This window comes from Nocardia sp. CA-119907, from assembly GCF_050955995.1.
Taxonomy (GTDB): domain Bacteria; phylum Actinomycetota; class Actinomycetes; order Mycobacteriales; family Mycobacteriaceae; genus Nocardia.
Window position 1 is genome coordinate 6,619,670 of sequence record NZ_CP192091.1, and the last position, 21,331, is coordinate 6,641,000.

Here is a 21,331-nt window from a genome sequence, read left to right on the forward strand (position 1 = left end):
GAAGATGTCATCGCGTCCGCGGGCGTTCCGAGGTGGCCTGTCGCGCCCAGATCATTCAGGAGTTGTACGTGATCAATGGACTGACCATGGATGACTATCCGCTGTCGCTGACCGCGGTGGTGGAACGCGCCGAGCGCTTCCACGACACAGCGAAGGTCGTCTCACGCTGCCCCGACGGCAGAGTTGAGCGGACCACGCTCGGCGCGTGCGCCGTCCGCGCGCGCCAGCTGGCCTCGGCCTTGGCAGAGCTCGGAGTCCGCGACGGCGACCGGGTCGCGACGCTGTTGTGGAATCAGGCCGAGCACTTGGAGCTGTACTTCGCGGTTCCCGCAATGGGGGCGGTCGTACACACCCTCAACCCCAGGCTGCATTCCGATGAACTCGCCTTCATCGTGGAAGACGCCCAGGACCGGGTGATCGTGGTCGACGAATCCCTACTCGAGGTGTTCGAGAGCTTCCGCCACGCGCATCCGTTCGAGCACATCATCTCCATTACCCGCGATGATCCGGCGCCCGACGGAATGCTCGACTACGAGACTTTGATCGGCGCCGCGGAGCCGATGGTGTGGCCGATTCTCGACGAGCGACGCGCCGCCGCAATGTGTTACACGTCCGGCACCACGGGCCGACCGAAAGGGGTGGTGTATTCGCATCGGGCGCTGGTGCTCCATTCGCTGGCCGCGGCACTCCCCGATGCGCTGGGCGTATCGGCACGGGACACACTGCTGCCGGTCGTGCCCATGTTCCACGCCAACGCCTGGGGTCTGCCCTATGCGGCCGCTCTGCTCGGGGCGGGGCTGGTACTGCCCGGATCGCGGCTGGACTCGGCCAGCGTGCTCGATCTGCTCGCCGCCGAACGGGTCACCATGACGGCGGGAGTCCCGACCGTGTGGATGGCGATGCTCGACGCGCTCGACGCCGAACCGCAACGCTGGGACCTCAGCCGCCTGGACCGGCTGATCGTCGGCGGTGCCGCGGTGCCGCGCAGCATGCTCGAGGGATACGACCGCCACGGCCTCACGGTCGTCCAGGCGTGGGGAATGACCGAGACCGCGCCGCTGGGCGCCGTCAGCCGTCTGCCCGCAGACCTCCAGGAGAGCAGCACGGATGAGCAATACAAGTTCCGGGCCCGGCAGGGAGTCGCTATGCCGTTCTTCGACATTCGCGCACGTAGCGATACCGGTGAGTTCATCGAGTGGGACGACCGCGCCATGGGTGAACTGGAAGTACGCGGACCGTGGGTGGCCGCCGAATATCACAACGGCAAGGGAACGGACAGTTTCACACCAGATGGCTGGTTCCGTACCGGGGACATCGTCCGCATAGACCACCGTGGCTGCATCTGGATCTGCGACCGGGCCAAGGACCTGGTGAAATCCGGTGGCGAGTGGATCTCCTCAGTGGACCTGGAGAATCACCTGATGGCGCACCCGGCGGTGGCGGAGGCGGCGGTGATCGCCATTCCCGACTCGCGGTGGGGCGAGCGCCCGTTGGCGGTCGTCGCCCTGCGCGACGGTGCGACGACGGGTCCAGACCAGTTGCGCGAACATCTGGCGGCAGAATTCGCCCGCTGGCAGCTGCCCGAACGATTCGAGTTCATTCCCGCGATTCCCCGGACGGCCACTGGAAAGTTCAAGAAAATCGCTTTGCGCGAAAGGTTTTCGGCTGCCGATCGGCCGTGACCTGCAAACCTACCGGCGGCCGAAAGTCGTCGGACCAGCCGTACCGCGTTGGGGCGGGAGATCACCACTCCCGCCCCCATCACGGTCGAAAAGGATCGCCGGCAGCCACCGAAAGTTTCGAGGGCCCTACCTGCTCGGTGCCAATGCCGATCAGTCGTCTGCCTCGTAGACGCCGAAGTTGTCCGCATGCGCCCGGCGGATTTCGAACTCGAGTCTCTCGTGTCGTTCCTCGCGCGGGTTCGGAACACGTTGGCGGTATTGGTAATACGTTGGCGGGGCGATTTCGACGCCGAGCTCGGACAGTGCGGCGCAGATCGACTCGACACCCCCATCGCGAGCCGCTGACCTCGCAGCGGCCTAGTGTCCACTGATGAATCCGACGCTCAGCGCCGGGGCCGCGCCGTGAAACGAGGACGCCGGTATGTTCCGGTGACCGTGGGCTGGCCCGGTGATCCGGAAACCTGATCGGACACTCCCCACTAGAGATCCAGGATGAGGTCCGTCTCTGGTTGTGAGCAGCAGACGAGCACGGTGCCCAGTGCTGGGGGTTCCAGCGGCCGGGGTTCGTATCGGACCGTACCGGCGAGAATCGGCGTCTGGCAGGTGTGGCAGACGCCGGTGCGGCAGGACCATTGGGTGGGTATGTCGCAGGCTTCGGCGAATTCGAGGACAGTGCCATAGTCGTCGCTCCATGGCACCGTGAGTCCGCTTCGGGTAAAGGCGATTCGAGGCCCGGTGCCCAGGGGCCCGGGCGGTCGATGCGGGGCTTCGCGAGTGACACCGGTGAGGCCGGGATTGATCGCCGGCCGTGACCCGAACAACTCGGTGCGGATGCTGGTGGCATCCAGGCCGAGTTTCGTGAGCGCCTCGCGCATGGCAGTCATGAACGCATCGGGGCCGCACAGGTAAACGGTCGCGGCCGTGGGCAGGTGAAGCGCGGCCAAGGCGTCGTAGTCGAGGCGACCTGATGTGACCGTCGGGGCCAGGTTCGCCGCAGAGCTTTCGCGGGTATAGAAAACATGCTCATGGCCGTGGATGAGAGAGCCCAGAAGTTGATGGGCCTCGTCGGCGAAGGTGTGCTCGGCAGCTGAGCGCGCAGCGTGCACCCACCAGATATCGCGCGTGCTGCGGGCAGCGGCGAGTGTGTGCAGCATCGCCAGGACCGGGGTCACTCCGATTCCGGCGGACAGCAGGATCACGGGGCTGGTGTCGTTGCCCTCCGGCAGGACGAAGTCGCCTCGTGGGGAGGCGATTTCGAGCACTGCGCCGGCCCGGAGGCGCGTGTGAAGGTAGGTACTCACAACGCCGTGCGCCTCACGTTTGACGCTGATTCGGTACTCACGGTCGGATGGAGCCGCAGACAGCGAGTAATTGCGTACCGGTGCAGGTTGGGCTGCGTCGGGCAGACGAAGGGTGAGGTACTGGCCGGGTTGCGGCCGGGGCAGCGGGCGGTGATCCTCGGTCTCCAGGTAGATCGATGTCACGGCTGCGTTCTCAGGTACCACGCGGGAGACACGCAGTGGCCGGAAGCCGGGCCAACCGACGGGTTCGGTACCAGGCAGTGGTGTGGTGGCGGGTGATCTGGTCGCCGCGTCGAGCAGGTCGTGAAACGATGCCTGCCAGCCCTGGCTGAGTGCGGGGATGTCGACCGCTTTGCGGAGTTGGTCGATGTCGCGATCGGGCAGGTAGAGCAGCGCGTCGATCGTGGCGACACTCATTCGGTGCCGACCCAGGCGGGTACGCACGATCTCGTCACCGGCTCGGACGTGGCCTTCGGTGATGACCCGGAAATAGAAGCCGGGCCGGTGATGCGCGACGAGCAGCGCGGGCATCTCGGGTTCGCCCAAGCGCATACCGACCCGGAAACAGGTGACGCGAGGTTGGGTGACCTCGAATTCGGCGTCACCGATGCGATAGCGGTCGCCGATGTTGACTTCGTCGTCCGGTAGGCCGTCGACGGTGAAGTTCTCACCGAACCGGCCGTATTCGAGGTCGTCACGTCCGAGGTAATGCCGCCAGAAGTCGTAGGACTGACGTTGGTAGACGAGTACGGCGCGTATTTCGCCGCCGTGACCTACGAGATCGCCTTGGCCGTCCCCGTCGATGTTGAGCTTGCGGACCATCAGCGGCCCAGCGACGGGGTATTTGAAGATGCCGGTGTGGACGGTCCGGCCATGCCACGGCACGTCCTTCGGTAGCCCGATGTTGAGTGATAACAGCTGTGGCATCCCGCTCGCCTCCCTCCTGCCACAGCGCGGCATCGGCGATGTTGTCGACCGTACCCTTCCGGCGGCGTTCAGTACCGCACACTGGGGCAATGGCAGAACCCGTCGGCGAGCAGACGAGCTCGACAGCCTTCGGCGCCGAGCGCGATCCCGCGCGAGTCGTGGCGTTCAGCGATGCCGTCATTGCCATCGCCGTCACTCTGCTGGTCCTGGAGATCCGGGTACCGGAAGATACCCAGAACCTGCTCCACGGCCTCGCCACCCTCTGGCCGTCCTATCTGGCCTACGTCATCACATTCATGTTGATCGGGCAGATATGGGTCAATCATCACGTCATGTTCGACCACATCCGTCGTGTCGACCGGGTGGTGCTGTTTCTGAACACCGTGCTCTTGATGGACATTGCGTTCTTGCCATTCGCCGCCTCCGTTTTGGCCCACGCCTTCCACGATGGGCACGGTCAGCGCACGGCGGTCGTGTTCCACGGCCTCACCTTCGAATTGGCAGCCATTCTGTTCAATATCATTTGGGAGTACGCACGTCGAAATCGCCGACTCCTCGCCGCGACGATTGGTCCCGCTGGCGCGCGAGCCATCGCGTGGCGATTCCGGCTCGCCCTCGCCTGGATCGCCAGCGGAATCCTGCTGGGTGTCCTGCTTCCAGTTCTCGGCTTGGCCGTGATCGCGGCATTCATTCCGTTCTACTGGCTGCCCATATCGGGCGAGACCGCCAGAGCGAAGCGACGGCGCGACCGGGGCGGGCAGCCGTGACAAGGCTACCGAGGCTGGACCCGACTCCGCTGGCGCAGCTCGTCGGGGTCGAGACCTCGGTCGATGCCATGCGGTATGACGACTTGGCCCGGTTCGAGGACGAGCTTCCTACCGTCGAGGTACACATCGACGATGTCGGGTTCGAACGATACCCACCCGGACACCGCGGCAACCTCGGGCCATGCCTCCAGGTACGACCATGCGGCACGCTTGTGCTCCCCGATGTCGTAGTAGCTGGCCAGGCCCTTGTAGGGGCAAAACGTCTGGCCCTGCACCGGGGTCAGGGCAGAGTCGTCGATATCGTCGCGGGGGACGTACCAGCGGGGCGCGAAGCCCGATTCGTAGAGCGCGACCGGCCGTCGGGTCTCGGCGACGACCCGATCACCGTCGCGGACGACCAGGTGCCGTGAGGTCCGGCGCATGTCGATGCGGTGGTAAAGGTCGGCCGCGTGGCCGACGATGCGGTCGTCTTCTTCGTAGAAGGCGTCCATCAACCGCCAAGCGAAGGCGACGCGGTCTCGCAGCACGGTGGCGTAGGCCGGGAGGTCGGTGTACTGCCAGGCGGCTCGCTGTGCCTGATTGTCCGCGGTGTGCACGCTGAACCACGTCGTCGTTCCCAGGTCGCGATGTGTCGTCGTGTGCGTCTCCGGCGCCAGGACACCCTCGCGAATATCGGCGCGCGGGAAGAACGCGACCGGGTAGCGGCCCGGCTCGTGCAGCAGGACGACGTCCTCGCTATCGGCGATCCACTGCCCGTCGAATTGCACACGCATCCGTCTGCGGAGCGGTTCGGCGAACAACAGCCGTTCCGGCAGCGGCTCGGCCACCAGGAACTGCCCTACCGACCTGGTCGACAACGGTCCTTGCTGCCATGCCAAACCCATTGCCTTTCTCCTTCCGCGGTCGAGGTGACGATGTGCTCGCTGAGGCGAATTCGCGCGTTATCGGGCTCAGGTGTCTTCTGTCGGCATAGGTCAGTGAGTGGCGGTTACGCGGCTCATGAAGTCGCGGATCAGTTCGGCGACATCGTCGCCGGCACTCTCGAGTAGAAAGTGCCCGCCGCCGAGCAGGTGGATTTCAGCGTCCGGTACATCCGCGGCGAACGCGCGGGCGCCTTCCGGGCCGAAGATCTCGTCTCCTTTGCCCCACACGGCCAGCAGCGGCGGGTGGCAGCGGCGCAGATACTCGTGCAGCGCCGGATACATCGGCGGGTTGGTCGCATAGTCGCGGAACAGCGCAAGCTGAATGGCGTCGTTGCCCGGCCGCGACAGCAACGCGAAGTCGTGCTGCCAGGTATCCGGGCTGACCAGGCTCTGGTCGGCGACGCCGGTAAGGTACTGCCACCTCGTGGTCTCCAGGGTCAGCGCGGTGCGGATATTGGCCTCGGTCTCCGGCGTCTGCGCGCGCTGGTAATCCCAGACGGTGCTCCAGAAGCTATCCACGAAGCCGGCGTCGTAGCCGTTGCCGTTCTGCGTAATGATCGCGGTGATGGCCTGCGGGTCAGCCAACGCAAGGCGCCAACCGATCGGCGCGCCGTAGTCCTGCACGTAGATCGCGTAGCGCGTCACATGCAGCTGTTCGAGCAGCCCGGCGGTCAACCCGGCCAAGGCGTCGAAGGTGTAGTCGAACTCGTCGATGGAGGGAGCGGCGGACAGTCCGAACCCGAGGTGATCGGGTGCGATCACACGGTACTGGTCAGCCAGCGCGGGGATAAGGTTGCGGAACATGAAGGAGCTGGTCGGGAAGCCGTGCAGCAGCACGATCGCCGGGGCGTCGGCGGGGCCGGCCTCCCGATAGAACAGCCTCTGGCCTTGCACCGTCGCGAAACGGTGATGAACAGCGGTCACCTCTGACCCCCTTTACGCACTACGAGGTCACGGGCGTTGCGCGGTTCCGGTGCCGCGGTTGCGAGCCTCGACGGCCTTGACGCTCTTTTCCAGCGCCTGCCTCAACACCCGCTTGCCAACCGTCCCGACCACCACGCCGAGCACCCGGCCCCTGAGGTTCTTGCCCTCACGCACCACCACAACATCCATATCGGTCTTCCCGTCGGGCCGACGAGCAAAGCTGTACGTATGCCCCGAGTGGCCGCCCCACACATTGGAATCGGTGGTCGTCATCACGACGTGATCGGGATCCGACCAGTCGTAGTGCAGGCGTTCCCAGATACCGCGCGAGCCCTCGGTGACATCGGCCTCGGTACGGCCCTGGGCGTGGACCTCGAGATATTCATCGGTGCTGTTGCCGAACACCTTCGAGCGCCCCGGCCCGAAGTCGGTCAGCGCCGAAACGAACTGCTCGGGCGTCGAGGTCGTCGTCTCCGTGAAATGGATGGTGGACATATCAGCTCCTTTGCTTCGGCGAGAATCTCCTTCGAGCATGAAGCACTTACCCGGCACCGTCACCGCGATGACAGGTGACGGTGAGATGCCGGCTCTCGATCGATTGCCTACCCCGCGACGACGACACCACACCTTTCGCCATTCAGCTATTCGGATACGGGCCACCGTCTGCCAATCGGTACCTGCCGCCGAGCATCGACCGAATCAACTATCTTTGAGCCCCGAGAGGAACATGACGAGTACTGAGATATCTATCCCATTGTGCGAAACGGCATTTCATGGCCTGTGCCAATGGCATTAGCCCACTGCCAACACCATGACCTGGGGCGGGCCACCTCTGATGACGGATCGAGTGCGTGACATTGCCGGTGAAGGCGGCCCGTTCGGCCTTCCCGTTGCGCGAACCAGCATTTTATGTCCTCTGCGGCAGGCCAATAACGTCGGATTCATGGAATGGAACCTTAAGTCGGCAGAAGAATTGTTGGCGGCGTTGCGGGCCGGTGAGGTGACATCGGTGGAACTGACCGACGAGGCGATCGCCCGTATCGAGCGCGACGATAAGGCGATCAACGCGATCTGTGAGCCTAACTTCGATAATGCGCGGGCCACCGCGCACGATGCCGATCAGGCGCGCGGCCGCGGCGAGGACCGGCCACTGCTGGGTATTCCGGTGACGGTCAAAGAGTCCTACAACATCGCCGGGCTGCCCACGACCTGGGGCATGCCGCAGCACGCGAACTATGTCCCGGCCGAGGACGCGATACAGGTGTCGCGGTTGAAGGCGGCCGGCGCGGTGCTGCTGGGTAAGACCAATGTGCCGTTGATGCTGCGAGATATCCAGAGCTTCAACGAGATCTACGGCACCACCAACAATCCGTGGGATCACGGCCGCACGTCAGGCGGGTCGTCCGGCGGTTCGGCGGCGGCCCTGGCGTGCGGATTCGGCGCGCTGTCCATCGGCTCCGACCTCGCCGGTTCGCTGCGCACCCCCGCACATTTCTGCGGCATCTACGCACACAAGCCGACACTCGGGCTGGCGCCGACCCGCGGCATGGTCGCGCCGCCCGCCCCGGCACTGCCGACCGACCTCGACCTCGCCGTCGTCGGCCCGATGGCGCGCACCGCCCGCGACCTGACCCTCCTGCTCGACGTCATGGCCGGACCGGACCCGCTGACCCGCGGCGTCGCCTACGACGTCGCACTGCCGCCCGCACGCCACGAGCGGCTGGCCGACTTCCGTGTCCTGATCATCGAGGACCATCCGCTCATTCCGACCGGATCGGCGGTGCGGGCGGGTGTGAACCGGGTCGCCGAGGCGCTCGTCGACGAGGGCGCCCGCGTCGAACGGCACAGTCCGCTGCTGCCCGATCCGACCGAAGCGGCGACGCTCTACATGCTGCTGATGCTGTCGAACGCCGCCGCAAGTCTTTCCGTCGACGTGTACGAACAGCTGCAAACCCACGCCGCCGCCCTGAGCGCGGACGACCGGAGTCTCGATGCGGCCCGGCTGCGCGGCATGGTCCTCAGCCACCGCGACTGGGTCGAGGCCAACAACCGTCGCGAACTCCACCGCCACGGCTGGCGACAGCTCTTCGCCGAGTTCGATGCCGTGATCTGCCCCATCACGCCCACTCCCGCCTTCCCGCACGACCACAACGGAGGTCTGGAGAACCGGCACATCGACATCGACGGCGTCGAGTACCCGTACTTCGACCAGCTCGTCTGGGCCGGTATGGCCACCATGCCCGGCTTGCCGGCCACCGCCATACCCGCTGGCCGGTCCCCCGAGGGGCTGCCGGTGGGAGTGCAGCTCATCGGTCCTATGTTCGAGGACCGCACCCCGCTGCGGCTGGCCGAACTGCTCGAGCAGAAGATCGGCGGCTTCCAGGCACCGTAGTGCGCGCACCGACTTGCACGAGCCAGGACCGAAACAGATCTGGGCGCCGAGTCACGCCACTGCCGAGCCGAAAGTTGGCGCCTCAGCTCACGGTGTGGCTGGCGGATGGCTTGTGGCGACTGAACCCGGGCATGAATCGGTTGGTCCGTGCCTGGTAGTCGCGGTAGCCCGGCCTCTTCTGCGCGCTGTAGTACTCGGCCGGGACAGCGCCGGTGTAGAACACGAGACACCAGTACATGATCGCCGACAGCGCGAACAGTCCGAGGCCGGCGCCGATCGCCGCGACGGGTGCGAATTCGTCGAATGCTCGGCGCAGCACCGGCAAGCACAGGACGATGATCGCGTTCCACTGCATCCACTGGAAGAAGTAGTTGGGGTGTCGGCTGTAGTTCCAGAGTCCGACATCGCAATGCCCCCGCCTATTCGTCGTCGACATCGACCGGACGAAACGGATCTTCTGAAAGTCGGCGACCGACTCCAGCACCCACGACACCGCCCACACGATGATGCCTGCCGCTGCGACCGCGCTCATTCCGGCACCGTCGATCGCGATCACCAGCGCTGCCGGTACGGCCATGACGGTGACGTTCGAGATTGCCTGGACCAGGATCTCGGCTACGAGGTCGAGCCGCTCGCTGCCCAGGGTGGCCTTTGCCCACCGCTTTCGCTGGAACCGGTAGCGCGGCAGCTCATGGTCGAGTTCGCCGTGGCGCCAAAGGACGAGCGCAGCGATACCCATGCGTCCGCCCATCACCAGAAAGACGACGGCCACAGCGATGGCGAGCAGAGATCTGTCACTCATCGCGAGCGTCAGGACGCCCAGGGCAAAAAGTCCCCAGGGCCACGCGATGTCGACATAGGACATCCGGAGAGTGCGCCACCCCGGGATGCAGGCAGCGCCCACAAAGATGACGAACTGGACTCCGAGGTTCACCAGCAGGAAATCCCGCAGCGCTGACTCGGCGAGCATGGCGCCGAGGACGACCAGGGAAGCCAGGGATGGGAGCGCGCGCTTCGCTAGTCCTCGCGCATTGCTCGATGGGTACGGCATGCGCAAACGGTAAGATATAAGTTGGTAACTTGCAAGTGGTGAACTAGCCTTCGGATTGTGACCAGAGTCCAGACGAAGCCACGGCGAAGCCAAGCCGAACGACGAGCAGAGACCCAGGATCGGCTGCTCAGGGCGACGGTATCGATGCTTGTCGAGCAGGGGTTCGTCGCGTTGAGCGCTGCAGCGGTAGCCGCTCGTGCCGGCGTCAGCCAGGGCGCGATGCAGCACTACTACCCGACGAAGGCCGCGTTGGTGAAGGCCGCTCTCGAGCGCATCGTCGAGCGCTACGTGGCCGATGTACAGGCCGAGGTCGGCCCGTTGCCGCCGGGCGCCGGGCGGTTCGAGGCACTGCTCGACTTGCTGTGGGAGGTCCACAACCTGCCGATAAGCCGTGCGCTGCTCGAGCTGTACGCCGTCGCCCACAACGATGTGGATGTCGCCGACGTTGCGGCCATGATGGCGAACCTCGCGACTACCGCCGTCAGCGATCTGGCTGGTGAGCTTGTTCCTGAAGTTGCGGCGCGAGACGGCTTCCACGAATGGTTGCTCACCACTCTCGCCACACTGCGCGGCACCGCACTCCTGGCGGTACCCGGAGCCGAACAGGCCCACCTGGACTGGCCCACACTCCGCGACCGGCTGACAGCCTCACTCCCGTCGCCACCGTAGGCGGATTCCGCGCGCATCGCGTGGAAGAGCGCAAGCATTCTCAGGGGCAAGATCCTGCCGAGATCTTGACACAAAACACATGCCGTGTGGCGGCCGGTGTCAGGAAGGCGCAGAAGTGGATGCCCTTGCCGGCGATGCGCACGGCCATCCGCGTCGGCGGACCCACAGGTGCAGTTCGGCGACACCATATGCCTTGTCCGCGTGCAGCTTTGCTGATCTGCGACGTCGCGGGCGAAGAATCCTGCTGCGGGTAGCCACCAGTCCGCGCCAGTGACGGCCTTCTCGTCGTCGAGGACTTCGTGTAGGCCAGTCGTGAATAGTCGTCGAGCGCGGCGTGTAGGTAGGTGTGGCCAACGCGGCTGGTGCCGGGTCCGGTTCGCTTGGAGGCCAGGGCTTTCGTGATGCCGCGGCCGTGTGCCCACCAGCCGCCGCCAGTTGGGATCCCGCCGAGTTTCTTGATGTCGACTTGGATCAGGCTGCCGAGTTCGGTGTGCTCGTAGCTGTACCCGTGTCCCGTCGAGCGGGACCGGCGAGCGTCAGTCCGTGGTCACCTTGATGATCGTTCTGCCGCGGGTGTGTCCGTCAGGGCTGAAGGCAGCGGGGGCGTCGGCTAGGGGGCGGACGGTGTTGACGAGGGGGATAAGCCGGCCATCGTGGAGGCGGGACGCCAAATGGGCAAGTTGCTCGCCGTTGGGTTCAACGACGAAGAAGATGGCTCGGCCATCGTGGGGGTGGATGGTGGGTGGACCGGCGATGGTGACGAGGGTGCCGCCGGGGCGTAATAGCCTGGTGGAGCGGTCGCGGATGTCGCCGCCGATCACATCGAGTACTACGTCGACCTCGCCGACGTCCTCCAGGAGTTCGCCGTCCAGGTCGACGAACTTGTGGACGCCGAGGTCGCGAGCCGCGTCCCGGTCGGAGGCTCGGCCAGTGCCGATGATGCGGCCTCCTGCCTCGCGGGCCAGTTGTGCGGCGACGGAGCCAACGGCACCACCGACTCCGTGGATGAGGACGGTTTGGCCAGTTTTCAGGTGAGCGTGGTCGAACAGGGCCTGCCAAGCCGTCAGACCGGATATCGGTAGAGCGGCTGCGGCGACGTGGTCGACGTCGGCGGGGAGCGGGGCCAGGTTGCGGGCTTCCACGGCGGTGTACTCCGCGAGCGAACCGTTGCGGGCCCAGTCGGTCAGTCCGAAGACGTGCTGCCCCACCGTGAGACCAGTGGTGCCGTAGCCGAGATCGACGATTACACCTGATAGTTCGTGGCCGGGGACGCTTGGGGTGCGGTCGCGGCCCGCGCGGTCGGTCCACGTCCCTGGCCAGTCCAGCTCGCCGCGGGTGAAGCCGGCGGCGTGGACTTGCACGATGACGTCGTTCTCCGCGGCGTGCGGGTAGGGCAGATCGGTCAGGGTCAATCCGCCGAGGCCAGCTTCGCGGTCCCGGACTGTGATGGCTCGCATGAAGGTCCTTCCGGTAGTCGATGCACTGGTTGGGCTGACGGTACGCACTCGGGCCCGCCGTCGGTGGGCCACTTGGAGGTGTAGTCGATGTGCCGCCTTCAGCAGTGAATGGCCCACGATCGTGGCGTCGGAACGGACCAGCGGCACGGGCCTTCCACGGCGTACTGTCGAATCATGGTCGCTTCGGACGACCTCGTGATTCCTGACACGGCCGCCTCATCGGCTGCCTTGAAAGTCGCCTCCGCTTATCATTCCGCCGCCTTGCTGAACCACTCGCGCCGCGTCTACGTCTGGGCGGCTGCCTACGGCAGGCAGCAGCACATCCGACACGACGCCGAACTGCTGTTCGCGGCTGCGATGTTCCACGACATCAGCCTGGTGCCGGAGTTCGACAGCCACACCGTCTCCTTCGAAGAGGCCGGCGGCCATGTCGCCCGGGTGTTCGCCGCCGGCGCCGGTTGGCCGAGCGAGCGCCGCGAACGCCTCGGCGAAGTCATCGTCAAGCATATGTGGCCTGACGTGGACATGGCCGATGATCCTGAAGCTCACTTGCTGTGGCGGGCGGCGACATTGGACATCGTGGGGAAGAACATCGACGACTTCAGCCCCGCCTTCCGTGCTGAAGTACTCCAGCAGTACCCCCGGCTCGGGCTCGCCGACGAGTTCCTTGCCTGCTTCCAGGCTCAGGCCGACCGGAAGACCGGCAGCTCCGCCGCACGAGCAATGCAGTCCGGCCTCGCCACCAGGATGGCCGCGAACCCCCTCGACGCCGATTCCGAGCACACGCCCGACGAAAACTAGCTGTGCTCTGTCAGGACGTCGGTTCCACGACGGTGATTTCGAAGGCGAGTTGTTGCGGCCCGAGGGGTGTGGCGGGAGGGACTGCGATCCCGGTACCGGTCAGGCGATAGGTTTGCAGCGGAACCTGGGTGATCGATGGGTTGGTGGCCGATTCCGACATACGGGCGTTCGTGGTTGTAGTGGTTGAGGAAATCGTCGGCACTGGCGATCTCGACCGGTGCGGTGCCGGTGCTGGCGAACGATGACTCGGGACGAACGACGCACTGGGCCAACCGAATCCAGCCACCACACCCACGCAGCTTGACAGCTATAGAGGTATCGCGAGTTCGTAGCGGGATGCTCATGGCTGTCGCCTTCACGATGCAGCTAGGGCTGGTGGCCAATCCTGCGGTTCGACATTCACCGGCTTCCCAACTCCGTCTTCACCCCAATCGAATTCCGGTGAAGGCGGGCCCCACTGCCGAGGCTCGGTGAATGTGATTCGCTCTGACCCGAAGTCGGTGGCCACGAAACTGGTCCGGCCCTCGAATGCAACATTGTCAAACCCGGCGTCGCTGCCGAACGTCGCGCTGTCGAACCGTGCGTAGCCGCCGAACGCCGCCTCGCCGAACCGTGCGTAGCCGCCGAACGCCGCCCCACCGAACCAAGCAGTGCCACCAAATATGGCCTGGCCGAACCCAGCTTCGCCGCCGAACGTCGACTCGTCGAACCAGGCGGTGCCACCGAACGTGGCCCTGCCGAACCAGGCGTCACCGCTGAACTCCGCCCCACCGAACCGGGCGTCGCCTCCGAGCGTGGCCTGGCCGAAATCGGCGTCGCCCCCGAATATCACCGCGCTAAACCCGGCGTCGCCGCCGAACGCAGCCTTACCGAACCAGGCGGTGCCTCTGAATTCGGCCTTTCCGAATCTGGCGTCGCCGCCGAAGTTGGCCTTTCCGAATCTGGCGTCGCCACCGAACGTCGCACCGTCGAATCTGGCGTCGCTGTCGAACGTCGAGCCGTCGAACCGAGCGGTGCCGGAGAAGTTCACACCGCTGAAGTCGGCGTCTTCGAGGTAAGCGGTGCGGAAGTCGAAATTGCTTGCCGACCAGCTATGTTCGGCTTCTGGCTGTAGATGGTCAGCGATGACGCGGACGATGGTCTTACGGACTTCACGGTCGTTCTGACGGTACTCGATGTGTTCTTCGATCTCGCCGCAATCTTGCCCGTGGTCGACGCGGGGCACCTTGATTACGACCTTGGTCCTTCCGCTGCCGCCGTGCTCGGCGTCATACGGCAGGCGCAGGTAACCGCATAGCACGTCAATGCACTGTTGGCGACGTACATCGTCGGCTTCGTCGGCGACGCCAGCCATCGCGTATACCCCGGCGATACGGACTGCGACATCGGTCGCGCCCAACTGACCGGCCGCGGCACCGAAGCGTTCCACGAACCGGCTCTGTTCGAGATCGCGTTGACGTCGGTATGCGATCACGAGTGCGACGACGCCGCCAACCCCAGCGACAACGGTCAACGCCACCCTACTGGCGCTCACCCACCCGAACATCGCTCGATTCTGATCGAGGCCGCGCCGCCGCGCCCGGTACTCCGAACATTTCCGCCGAAGCGGTCTGCGCTGCGGTGAACCTCTCGAACACCCGCGAGCGCGCGCAGGGCTCATCAGCGGGGATAACTAGCCCCGGTTCATCACCTTCAGAACAGTGCGTTTTCACTGATGCGCTTGTCCTGCAATACATTTCGGGACTTCCGGAATGCGGCAGGAATGAAATTGAATCCTCGTGACACACCCCGCTACCACCATCCTGCGGCGCGCAATCCGCGCGGCCCACACCGGACTCGGCGCACTGCGCCGCGCCCTCGCCCGACAGAGCCAGGCCTACATCACCCGCCACGGCGGGGTCCTGCGCGGCGCGCTCCACGCCCTGGCCACCATCCTGGACTGGATCGCCCTGTACTGGGCTCTGACCGGCCACCACGAGCAGGCGCTCACCGCCACCTTGATCTCGATCGCCCTCAAAGCGGTCGGCAGAGACCTCACCTGCCGGATCCTGCACCAGGTTCGACGCGCCGTCACCACCATCCGAAGTTGCTGGCGGCACGCCGCGGACACCGAATCCGTTTGCCGCCCTTGGCCTCCGGCTCACCCCGGGGGCCATTGTGCTGTTCCGGCCACCACGAGCAGCTTGTGTCCGACTGGCGTGATGGTTTCGGCAAGACCAGCACGAAGCCGCCACGGCAGGAGTGCGATCTTGACGTCCATGTGACATGAGGTCAGGTCTGTTACCAGGGAACTTGCGTCCCGAGGCATCATCAGACGGTCTGCGCCGCAGTGGATCTCACTGCTCAGATCGCCCGCCCAGTGGCATGAGCGCTCATTTTCCGCCAGGCTCCGAGCGGCGCTACCCACATCGAGGCACTGCTCCCCAGGAGCCGAGCCCTCCACGTGCCTGCCGGGCGAATTGGTAGCACTCGAGGTGCAAGCGACATCAGCGCCCAGGACCGACCATCAAAGCTGGAGCAGCCCATCTGGCGGGAGCCGCGACCTTCACTCCAACGTCGATCTTGGCCGAGCGCAACTACTTTCACCGCGCGAGCAGCGGCAGCGCCGGGAAGGTGAAATCTTGCCACAGCAGCCGCGAGGCCTCCTCCGGGTAGGCGATGACCGTCGACGCCGTGTCGAAGATCTGGGCAAGGCGGTGATCGGCGTCGTACGCGGGCCAGCCCGGGTCGCCGTGCGCGGCGAATGACGTCCACGCCCCGCGGATTCGCGCCGACAGCTCCGCCGCCTCTTGCGAGGGCGGGTCGCCGATCAGCATGGCGGTCTGCCCACTGCCCAGGTTGCCGAAGACGAGCGGCACGTCCAGCCCGTGGCAGGCGCCGAGAGCGCCGCCCATGCCCGGGGCAGTCCAGGTCAGCTCGTAGAGGTGGGCCCGGCCGCCACCGGCGATCTGCGCGTCGGCGAGCCGGACGCTCGGCATGCGGAACAACCAGTCGGCGTTGACCAGCTCGTACAGCTCCTCATCGACAGCGGCCGGGAACGCCTCCCGATACCGGCGCGCACCGTCCGGCCCGGCGGCGAGAACGTGCAGCGCGGTCTCGGTCTGCTCGCGCGTGACCTGGCCGAGCACACCGTCGATCAGGCTGAACAACCGGTGCTCGTCCCGCGTGTGCCCGACGAGAAGCTCGACGTCTCGGGCGGTGCCATCGGCCAACGCCCGCCAGGGGGTCGTGGGCAGCACGTCACCGTCCACAACCGGCGCGTACGGAATCGGCCGGTGGGTGATCTGCCCCCACCGCTCCCGCCACTGGTCCATCTTGGCGAAGACCGCGTCGCCAGCGGCGGGTAGTAGGTCCGGGGCCACCGCCGACAGCCCCGACACCGTGGGCGCCACCCCAAGCTCGGCGGCGAAGGCCGCGGTGAGGTCGGCGGCCAGCTCGGGAGAGAAGAAGGTCCCCGGCACACTCTGTGCGATCGCCCGGCGGAGGAGCCCGGCGGCGCGCGGCATCGCGAGCAGCGCGGCGACCGATCCGGCACCCGCCGACTGTCCGAAGACCGTCACCCGGTCAGGGTCGCCGCCGAACACCCGAATGTTGTCCCGCACCCACTCCAGGGCCGCGACCTGGTCGAGCAGTCCACGGTTGGCAGGGGCGCCCTCGATCTGGGCGAACCCCTCGATGCCGAGACGGTAGTTGAGGGTCACGACCACGGTTCCGATCGCGGCCAGGTGCCCGGCGTCGTATTCCGGCAGGCCAGCGTTGCCCATCGCATAACCACCGCCGGGAAACCACACCATCACCGGGAGTTCGGAGGCCGGATCCGGTTCTGGTGTCCAGACATTGACCGTCAGCCAGTCGTCGCCGGCGGCGGTGCCCTGAGACACCGCGAGCACGGCGGACTGCGGAGGCGGCGGGCCGTAGGCGACGGCGGGTCGCACCCCATCCCAGCCGCGCACCGGCCGTGGCGCGGCGAAACGCAGGTGGCCGACCGGCGGCTCGGCGAACGGGATGCCGCGGAAGACCGCCAGCCCCGCCTCCCTGCCACCGCGCAGCACACCGGCCGCCGTGCGGACCTCCGGCTCGGACTCCGACGGCTTGCTGGATGCGGCCATATCGCTTTTCCTCTCTACGGCTGTTCGGCCGAGCATCCCCGCGCGCAAGATCCGGCGCAAACCATTTAGGGCCACTTCACATCTCGCCGCACCGAACAGCTTTTCTTCCGTTACGGCTCCGCCTGGCCGGCCACACGACCCTGTCACGCGACATCACCCTGAACCCCTACTACGACGAGGTCAACGCTCTCTAAGACGGGTGATCCGCCGGTTTGGGATGTCGTCGACCGAGAGAGCGCGTGGAAGGGGAGTCCGGCGTTTCGAAGTGGTTCGCGGCGATCACACCCGATGTAGAAGATTTCGGCGACAGGCTCGAGATCATGGAGGAGCTGGGGATCGCTCCGTTGTGGGCGGACGAGCGCGAATAGGCGCCGGTGCGGAGACTGAACCAAGGGACCCGGGCAACACAATTGATCGCACGATAATGCCGGGTAGGCCGAGCGCATTGCTGCGCCGCGGTTTCGGATCTCCTCGATGACCTGCTGCCAGCCGGTGGCCGGGCGCACGAGACAGCTGTCGTTGGCGATCACCAAACCACCGTCGTCTTCGACCAAGTCGTGCAAGGCGCGCAGCACATACTCCCGGTTCATCCAATGGAATGAGCGGCCCATAGCGACCAGGTCGAATCGATCCGCGCCCTGCGGAAGTTCCGCTGAACTGCCTTTGACCCACGTCACGTTCGTGACGCCGACCGAGTCAGCGTACGCAGCAGCCTCGATCAGCATCTGAGGCTCGGGATCCACACCGACTGCCTCACGGACATGCTTGGACAGTGGGACGGTCAATTGACCTGTGCCGCAGCCTAAGTCGAGCAGCCGCCCGCTGCCGTCGAGCTGGAAGCTGCGAACGATCTCGTCGAGAAACTCGGACGGATAGCCGGGCCGATACCGCGCATAGTGCCACGCCGTACCCGCAAAAGGTCACTCACCTGAATCCCCCAGTTCAAGACCAGCCTAACCGTCCACAGCGTGTGCAGCCTCCTGGAGTCGCAATCGCACGAAATTCGGCTACGAGCGGATGTCCTGTGCCGCAGCGCATCTCGCACGGCTGACCACGGGCCCAGCGGCATGTCAGTGCGTAAGCGTTCTTCGAGGGACAGTCAACGGGTTCCGGCCCTGGGCGGAGTGCCGCGGGGGCACGGCATCCGCGCCGTGATCGAGGTGCTGCTGCTGACCTTCGGCGGGAAGATCATCGAGACCGGCACCGACAATTACCGCATCTCGCACGTCGCCGCGAGCACGGCATCACAGCACCCGCCACGCCCCTGCTGCGGCGGATCAGCCGACGCTGAATCTTCAGCCCGAACCCGCTTGCCCCTGAGAGCCGGGATGGTGTCGAAACTCGCCTGGAAACACCTGATCCCGGACGGAAAACAGGAGGGTGGTGTCAGCCCAGGCCCATCGCCTTTTCAATCCCGGCTAGCCCGGCGTCGCTGACCGGGATCACCCTGGTCAGCGTCGCTTGCTCGGGGATGAGGAACTGTTCGCATTGTAGGCCGAGTTGGCTGGTCCAGCGTTCGCTGTCATACACGGCGGCATTGAGCGCGATGCGCTGCGCCTCGTCGTCGAATCGGCGGATCCACACGTATCCGTCGGGGTCGTCGTCGGTGATGAACGTGGCGGTGACCGAGACTCCCTTCGATACTTGGAACGGGATGATCGCTTCGGCCATGTATCGGACCCATTCGTCACGGCGGCCCGGTTGTACCTGGTATCGCCGAATTTCGTAGAACATCAGAGGGTGTTTCCTGTTCGGGTGTGGTGGGTGTGGGTCCAGGCGTCGCGTTCGGCGGCGAACGGGTCGTCGACAACGGCCCATTCGTCGTTGATGAGCTGCGTGGTGCGCCGGTCGGGGCGGTATTCGGGCCAGCCGGGTGTACCGAAGGTGACGAAGTCGACCCAGGCACGATGTACTCGGGCGGCCAGCGGGGCAGGCGCGGGCGTGCCGAGTAGCCCGTCCGCGCTCTGGAAGGTGGGCAGCAGGTTGTCGAAGACGAAGGGCAGCTCGACGATGTGGGTGGCGCCGAGTTGCCTGGCAAGTGCGGGCGAGCGCCAGCCGAACGCATAGGCGTAGGTGCGTTTGCCCGCCGCCGAGTGACTGTCGGCCATGGCTCGGCTACCGGCCCCGAACACCGCGTCCCCCAGGATGATCGAGCGCAGCCTGCCCGGTGTGGCCGTGGGATGCAGCCTCCTGTAGGCCGACAGCAGCCGGTCCGGGTCGGGGTCGGCGTACTCGGCGGCCTCGGTCAGCTGTTGCAGGGTTGTCGCCGCCGCGACGCCGTTGGGCAACAGATACAGATTTCCTTCGTCGGTGTTGTGGCCGATCAGCAGGTCGACAGGTTGGCCCGCTGCGTGGGCCACGGTGGTGACGGGCTGGTCGTCGAGGACCACACCCAGCGGTGTAATCCGTTGCAGCGGGTCACGGACCGTCGCGGTGCCGAGGTCGAGACCGGTGAGCTTCGGCACGGCATCGATGAGCTGCTGATCTGTCAGGTCGGCGAATCCGTCGAGTGTCGCTGCTACCCCGAGCGTCGCTGCGGCGGCATCACGCACGATCGCGGCCTGTTCGCGGCTGAATGCTGCTCTGCCGCTTCCGCTTTGCATCACGGCACGTGCGAACAGGCCGGCAGCCTCGGGTGCGGCGATCGCGGCGGCGGTGAGCATCGCCCCGGCGGACTGACCGGCCAGGGTCACCCGGGCGGGGTCGCCGCCGAAGGCGGTGACGTTGCGGTTGACCCACGCCAACGCGGCAACGACATCGGCGAGGCCCCGATTCGGGCGGGCGCCGGGGATGTCGAGGAACCCGGCAATGCCCAGGCGGTAGTTCACCGTGACAACCACGACGCCCTGCTGTGCGAATCGGGAGCCGTCGAGCATCGGCGAGTGCGACGACCCAGCGACGAACGCACCGCCGTGCAAGAACACCAGCACCGGAGCGCCGCCGGCCACATCGCGGGGGGACCAGATGTTGACAGTCAGGTAGTCGGGTCCGACCCGCCACCCGGGGTCGAAATACGCCGAGATATCCAGTGATCCGAAACGCCCGCGCGGTAGCTGCGGAGCGGTCGGCCCCGGCGCGGTGGCCGCACGCACACCCAGCCACGGCCGAACGGGAGCTGGCGCCTGAAAACGGCCGATCCCGACCGGCGCAGCGGCGTAGGGGATGGAGTAGAACACGGTGTGGGTCGGGTACGCAGTGCCGCGGAGCCGGCCGCTTTCCACGTCGCGCACGACATCTACGGGTTGTGAATCGGCGGGTTGTGAAGCCGTCATGAGCGCCTCGATCTGGGTAGCGTGTGAGGGGTACAGCGCCGCCCCACGCGGGTGCAGGGCGGCGCGACTTCGGTCAGTAGGCGGGCAGCGGAGCCCAGTTCTTGATCGCGAACGCGCTGGAGTCGCGGACGATTTCGAGGGCGCTGTGTCCGCTGAAGTGCGCGGGCAACACCAACGCGGTGTGGTCGGCCGCCCAACCCAGCAGCCGAAGTCGGGTCGCCCTCGCGGCGGCGGGGTCCTCGCAGAAGCAGCTGTTGTGTTCGGGGTGAGCGATCTGCAGGGGCGTATGCACCAGGTCTCCCGCGAACAGTGCTTTGTCGCTGCCCGACGCCAATACCAGCACGCTCGAACCGGGAGTATGCCCCGGTGCCGCCCGCAACGTGAGATTCGCGTCCACGACGTATTCGGCCTCCCATAGCTGCACCTGGCCTGCGGCGTAGACCGGTGCGATGCTGTCCTCGAACACGTTCTCGTTGACACCGCCCGTGATGTTCGGGTTGTTGGCCGGATTCCAGTGCTCGTAGTCCGCACGGGGCATCAGGTAGGTGGCGTTGGGGAATGTCGGCACCCACTGCCCGTCCACGAGGCGGGTGTTCCAGCCGACGTGATCGACATGTAGGTGGGTGTTGATCACCAGGTTCACGTCCTCGGGCGCGATGCCTGCCGCGGCGAGATTGGTCAAATACCTCAGGTCGAGGTGGTCCCAGGCTTCGACCGCCGGACGGGTCTTGTCGTTGCCGATGCCGGTGTCCACCAAGATGATCCGGCCTTCGCTGCGCAGCGCCCAGGTCTGCATCGCGACCTGAACGATGTTGTCGACCGGGTTCAGGTGATCTGGAACCAGCATCGGCCGCTGCTCGTCCCAATGCTGGTCGGGTGAGCCGGGGAAGAACTGGTCGGGCGTCATGCCCACCGGCCCGTGCATTTCCTCGACCCGCAACACGGTGACATCACCGAGCACAATCTCATTCATCAGGTTCCTTCGCTGCGTGTTCCCGACGCCGTGAGCGGGTGCCGGACGGCCCGTGGGCCGTGCCACCGAGTTTTCAAGTGCCC

18 protein-coding genes and 1 pseudogene are annotated in these 21,331 nt (G+C 66.0%); 6 read left to right on the forward strand and 13 right to left on the reverse strand.

What is annotated here, in order from left to right:
* Window positions 1–68 precede the first annotated feature (68 nt).
* Window positions 69–1,682, forward strand: coding sequence for a long-chain fatty acid--CoA ligase (locus ACQP2D_RS29410; protein WP_433679172.1), 1,614 nt, complete (start codon window positions 69–71; stop codon window positions 1,680–1,682).
* Window positions 1,683–2,161: 479 nt separating this feature from the next.
* Here ACQP2D_RS29410 and ACQP2D_RS29415 read toward each other — a convergent pair whose 3' ends face one another.
* Window positions 2,162–3,910, reverse strand: a complete 1,749-nt coding sequence (locus tag ACQP2D_RS29415; RefSeq protein ID WP_433679173.1) for an MOSC domain-containing protein — start codon at window positions 3,908–3,910, stop codon at window positions 2,162–2,164.
* Window positions 3,911–3,999: 89 nt separating this feature from the next.
* On the opposite strand from ACQP2D_RS29415, the gene ACQP2D_RS29420 reads away from it, so the two are divergent.
* Window positions 4,000–4,677, forward strand: a complete 678-nt coding sequence (locus ACQP2D_RS29420) for a TMEM175 family protein (RefSeq protein ID WP_433679174.1) — start codon at window positions 4,000–4,002, stop codon at window positions 4,675–4,677.
* Window positions 4,678–4,682: 5 nt separating this feature from the next.
* Here the strand turns inward: ACQP2D_RS29420 and ACQP2D_RS29425 are convergent, their stop codons facing one another.
* The 3 genes from ACQP2D_RS29425 to ACQP2D_RS29435 form a co-directional block, all read right to left on the reverse strand.
* On the reverse strand, window positions 4,683–5,561 hold the full coding sequence (locus ACQP2D_RS29425; protein ID WP_433679175.1) for a DUF427 domain-containing protein: 879 nt from the start codon (window positions 5,559–5,561) through the stop codon (window positions 4,683–4,685).
* Window positions 5,562–5,651: 90 nt separating this feature from the next.
* Entirely contained in the window at window positions 5,652–6,524 is an 873-nt protein-coding gene (locus tag ACQP2D_RS29430) for an alpha/beta fold hydrolase (RefSeq protein WP_433679176.1), read from the reverse strand.
* Between the two features lie 27 nt (window positions 6,525–6,551).
* Window positions 6,552–7,019 carry a hypothetical protein gene (locus ACQP2D_RS29435; RefSeq protein WP_433679177.1) on the reverse strand — a complete coding sequence of 156 codons (468 nt, stop codon included), beginning with the start codon at window positions 7,017–7,019 and terminating at the stop codon, window positions 6,552–6,554.
* Window positions 7,020–7,467: 448 nt separating this feature from the next.
* On the opposite strand from ACQP2D_RS29435, the gene ACQP2D_RS29440 reads away from it, so the two are divergent.
* A complete protein-coding gene (locus ACQP2D_RS29440) occupies window positions 7,468–8,916 on the forward strand; it encodes an amidase (protein WP_433679178.1) in 1,449 nt (482 codons plus the stop codon).
* A gap of 82 nt (window positions 8,917–8,998) precedes the next feature.
* Here ACQP2D_RS29440 and ACQP2D_RS29445 read toward each other — a convergent pair whose 3' ends face one another.
* Entirely contained in the window at window positions 8,999–10,195 is a 1,197-nt protein-coding gene (locus tag ACQP2D_RS29445) for a DUF1295 domain-containing protein (RefSeq protein ID WP_433679179.1), read from the reverse strand.
* Here ACQP2D_RS29445 and ACQP2D_RS29450 point away from each other — a divergent pair.
* Window positions 10,112–10,636 (forward strand): TetR family transcriptional regulator, encoded by a 525-nt coding sequence (locus tag ACQP2D_RS29450; RefSeq protein WP_433679180.1) that lies wholly within the window; start codon window positions 10,112–10,114, stop codon window positions 10,634–10,636. The genes ACQP2D_RS29445 and ACQP2D_RS29450 overlap by 84 nt on opposite strands.
* A gap of 536 nt (window positions 10,637–11,172) precedes the next feature.
* On the opposite strand, the gene ACQP2D_RS29455 is transcribed toward ACQP2D_RS29450, so the two are convergent.
* Window positions 11,173–12,093: an NADP-dependent oxidoreductase gene (locus tag ACQP2D_RS29455; protein WP_433679181.1), complete on the reverse strand. Its 921-nt coding sequence runs from the start codon at window positions 12,091–12,093 to the stop codon at window positions 11,173–11,175.
* Window positions 12,094–12,267: 174 nt separating this feature from the next.
* On the opposite strand from ACQP2D_RS29455, the gene ACQP2D_RS29460 reads away from it, so the two are divergent.
* A complete protein-coding gene (locus tag ACQP2D_RS29460) occupies window positions 12,268–12,894 on the forward strand; it encodes an HD domain-containing protein (protein WP_433679182.1) in 627 nt (208 codons plus the stop codon).
* A 10-nt stretch (window positions 12,895–12,904) separates the two neighbouring features.
* Here the strand turns inward: ACQP2D_RS29460 and ACQP2D_RS29465 are convergent, their stop codons facing one another.
* Together ACQP2D_RS29465 and ACQP2D_RS29470 are read right to left on the reverse strand one after the other, a co-directional pair.
* The gene (locus ACQP2D_RS29465; RefSeq protein WP_433679183.1) at window positions 12,905–13,054 is read right to left on the reverse strand and encodes a hypothetical protein; all 150 of its coding nucleotides are present in this window, start codon (window positions 13,052–13,054) and stop codon (window positions 12,905–12,907) included.
* A 195-nt stretch (window positions 13,055–13,249) separates the two neighbouring features.
* The gene (locus ACQP2D_RS29470; RefSeq protein ID WP_433679184.1) at window positions 13,250–14,440 is read right to left on the reverse strand and encodes a pentapeptide repeat-containing protein; all 1,191 of its coding nucleotides are present in this window, start codon (window positions 14,438–14,440) and stop codon (window positions 13,250–13,252) included.
* A gap of 232 nt (window positions 14,441–14,672) precedes the next feature.
* Here ACQP2D_RS29470 and ACQP2D_RS29475 point away from each other — a divergent pair, with 232 nt between their 5' ends.
* Window positions 14,673–15,158, forward strand: coding sequence for a hypothetical protein (locus ACQP2D_RS29475; RefSeq protein ID WP_433679185.1), 486 nt, complete (start codon window positions 14,673–14,675; stop codon window positions 15,156–15,158).
* A 318-nt stretch (window positions 15,159–15,476) separates the two neighbouring features.
* Here ACQP2D_RS29475 and ACQP2D_RS29480 read toward each other — a convergent pair whose 3' ends face one another.
* The 5 genes and pseudogenes from ACQP2D_RS29480 to ACQP2D_RS29500 all read right to left on the reverse strand — a co-directional run bounded on the left by ACQP2D_RS29480 (window position 15,477) and on the right by ACQP2D_RS29500 (window position 21,248).
* Window positions 15,477–17,003, reverse strand: a complete 1,527-nt coding sequence (locus ACQP2D_RS29480) for a carboxylesterase/lipase family protein (protein ID WP_433679186.1) — start codon at window positions 17,001–17,003, stop codon at window positions 15,477–15,479.
* A gap of 143 nt (window positions 17,004–17,146) precedes the next feature.
* A pseudogene (locus ACQP2D_RS29485) lies at window positions 17,147–17,887 on the reverse strand (class I SAM-dependent methyltransferase); the annotation flags it as partial.
* Between the two features lie 502 nt (window positions 17,888–18,389).
* The gene (locus ACQP2D_RS29490) at window positions 18,390–18,821 is read right to left on the reverse strand and encodes an NIPSNAP family protein (protein ID WP_433679187.1); all 432 of its coding nucleotides are present in this window, start codon (window positions 18,819–18,821) and stop codon (window positions 18,390–18,392) included.
* Entirely contained in the window at window positions 18,737–20,275 is a 1,539-nt protein-coding gene (locus tag ACQP2D_RS29495) for a carboxylesterase/lipase family protein (protein WP_433679188.1), read from the reverse strand. Before ACQP2D_RS29495 ends, ACQP2D_RS29490 begins: the two co-directional genes overlap by 85 nt.
* 73 nt (window positions 20,276–20,348) lie before the next feature.
* Window positions 20,349–21,248, reverse strand: coding sequence for an MBL fold metallo-hydrolase (locus tag ACQP2D_RS29500; RefSeq protein ID WP_433679189.1), 900 nt, complete (start codon window positions 21,246–21,248; stop codon window positions 20,349–20,351).
* Window positions 21,249–21,331 lie beyond the last annotated feature (83 nt).

Excerpts from the sequence above, each read along its gene's own strand:
- ACQP2D_RS29495 (WP_433679188.1), bottom strand. The coding sequence starts at position 20,275 with ATGACGGCTTCACAACCCGCCGATTCACAACCCGTAGATGTCGTGCGC.
- ACQP2D_RS29480 (WP_433679186.1), bottom strand. The coding sequence starts at position 17,003 with ATGGCCGCATCCAGCAAGCCGTCGGAGTCCGAGCCGGAGGTCCGCACG.
- ACQP2D_RS29490 (WP_433679187.1), bottom strand. The coding sequence starts at position 18,821 with ATGGGCCGTTGTCGACGACCCGTTCGCCGCCGAACGCGACGCCTGGAC.
- ACQP2D_RS29500 (WP_433679189.1), bottom strand. The coding sequence starts at position 21,248 with ATGAATGAGATTGTGCTCGGTGATGTCACCGTGTTGCGGGTCGAGGAA.
- ACQP2D_RS29440 (WP_433679178.1), top strand. The coding sequence starts at position 7,468 with ATGGAATGGAACCTTAAGTCGGCAGAAGAATTGTTGGCGGCGTTGCGG.
- ACQP2D_RS29470 (WP_433679184.1), bottom strand. The coding sequence starts at position 14,440 with ATGTTCGGGTGGGTGAGCGCCAGTAGGGTGGCGTTGACCGTTGTCGCT.
- ACQP2D_RS29425 (WP_433679175.1), bottom strand. The coding sequence starts at position 5,561 with ATGGGTTTGGCATGGCAGCAAGGACCGTTGTCGACCAGGTCGGTAGGG.
- ACQP2D_RS29435 (WP_433679177.1), bottom strand. The coding sequence starts at position 7,019 with ATGTCCACCATCCATTTCACGGAGACGACGACCTCGACGCCCGAGCAG.
- ACQP2D_RS29465 (WP_433679183.1), bottom strand. The coding sequence starts at position 13,054 with ATGTCGGAATCGGCCACCAACCCATCGATCACCCAGGTTCCGCTGCAA.
- ACQP2D_RS29455 (WP_433679181.1), bottom strand. The coding sequence starts at position 12,093 with ATGCGAGCCATCACAGTCCGGGACCGCGAAGCTGGCCTCGGCGGATTG.
- ACQP2D_RS29420 (WP_433679174.1), top strand. The coding sequence starts at position 4,000 with ATGGCAGAACCCGTCGGCGAGCAGACGAGCTCGACAGCCTTCGGCGCC.
- ACQP2D_RS29450 (WP_433679180.1), top strand. The coding sequence starts at position 10,112 with ATGCTTGTCGAGCAGGGGTTCGTCGCGTTGAGCGCTGCAGCGGTAGCC.
- ACQP2D_RS29415 (WP_433679173.1), bottom strand. The coding sequence starts at position 3,910 with ATGCCACAGCTGTTATCACTCAACATCGGGCTACCGAAGGACGTGCCG.
- ACQP2D_RS29460 (WP_433679182.1), top strand. The coding sequence starts at position 12,268 with ATGGTCGCTTCGGACGACCTCGTGATTCCTGACACGGCCGCCTCATCG.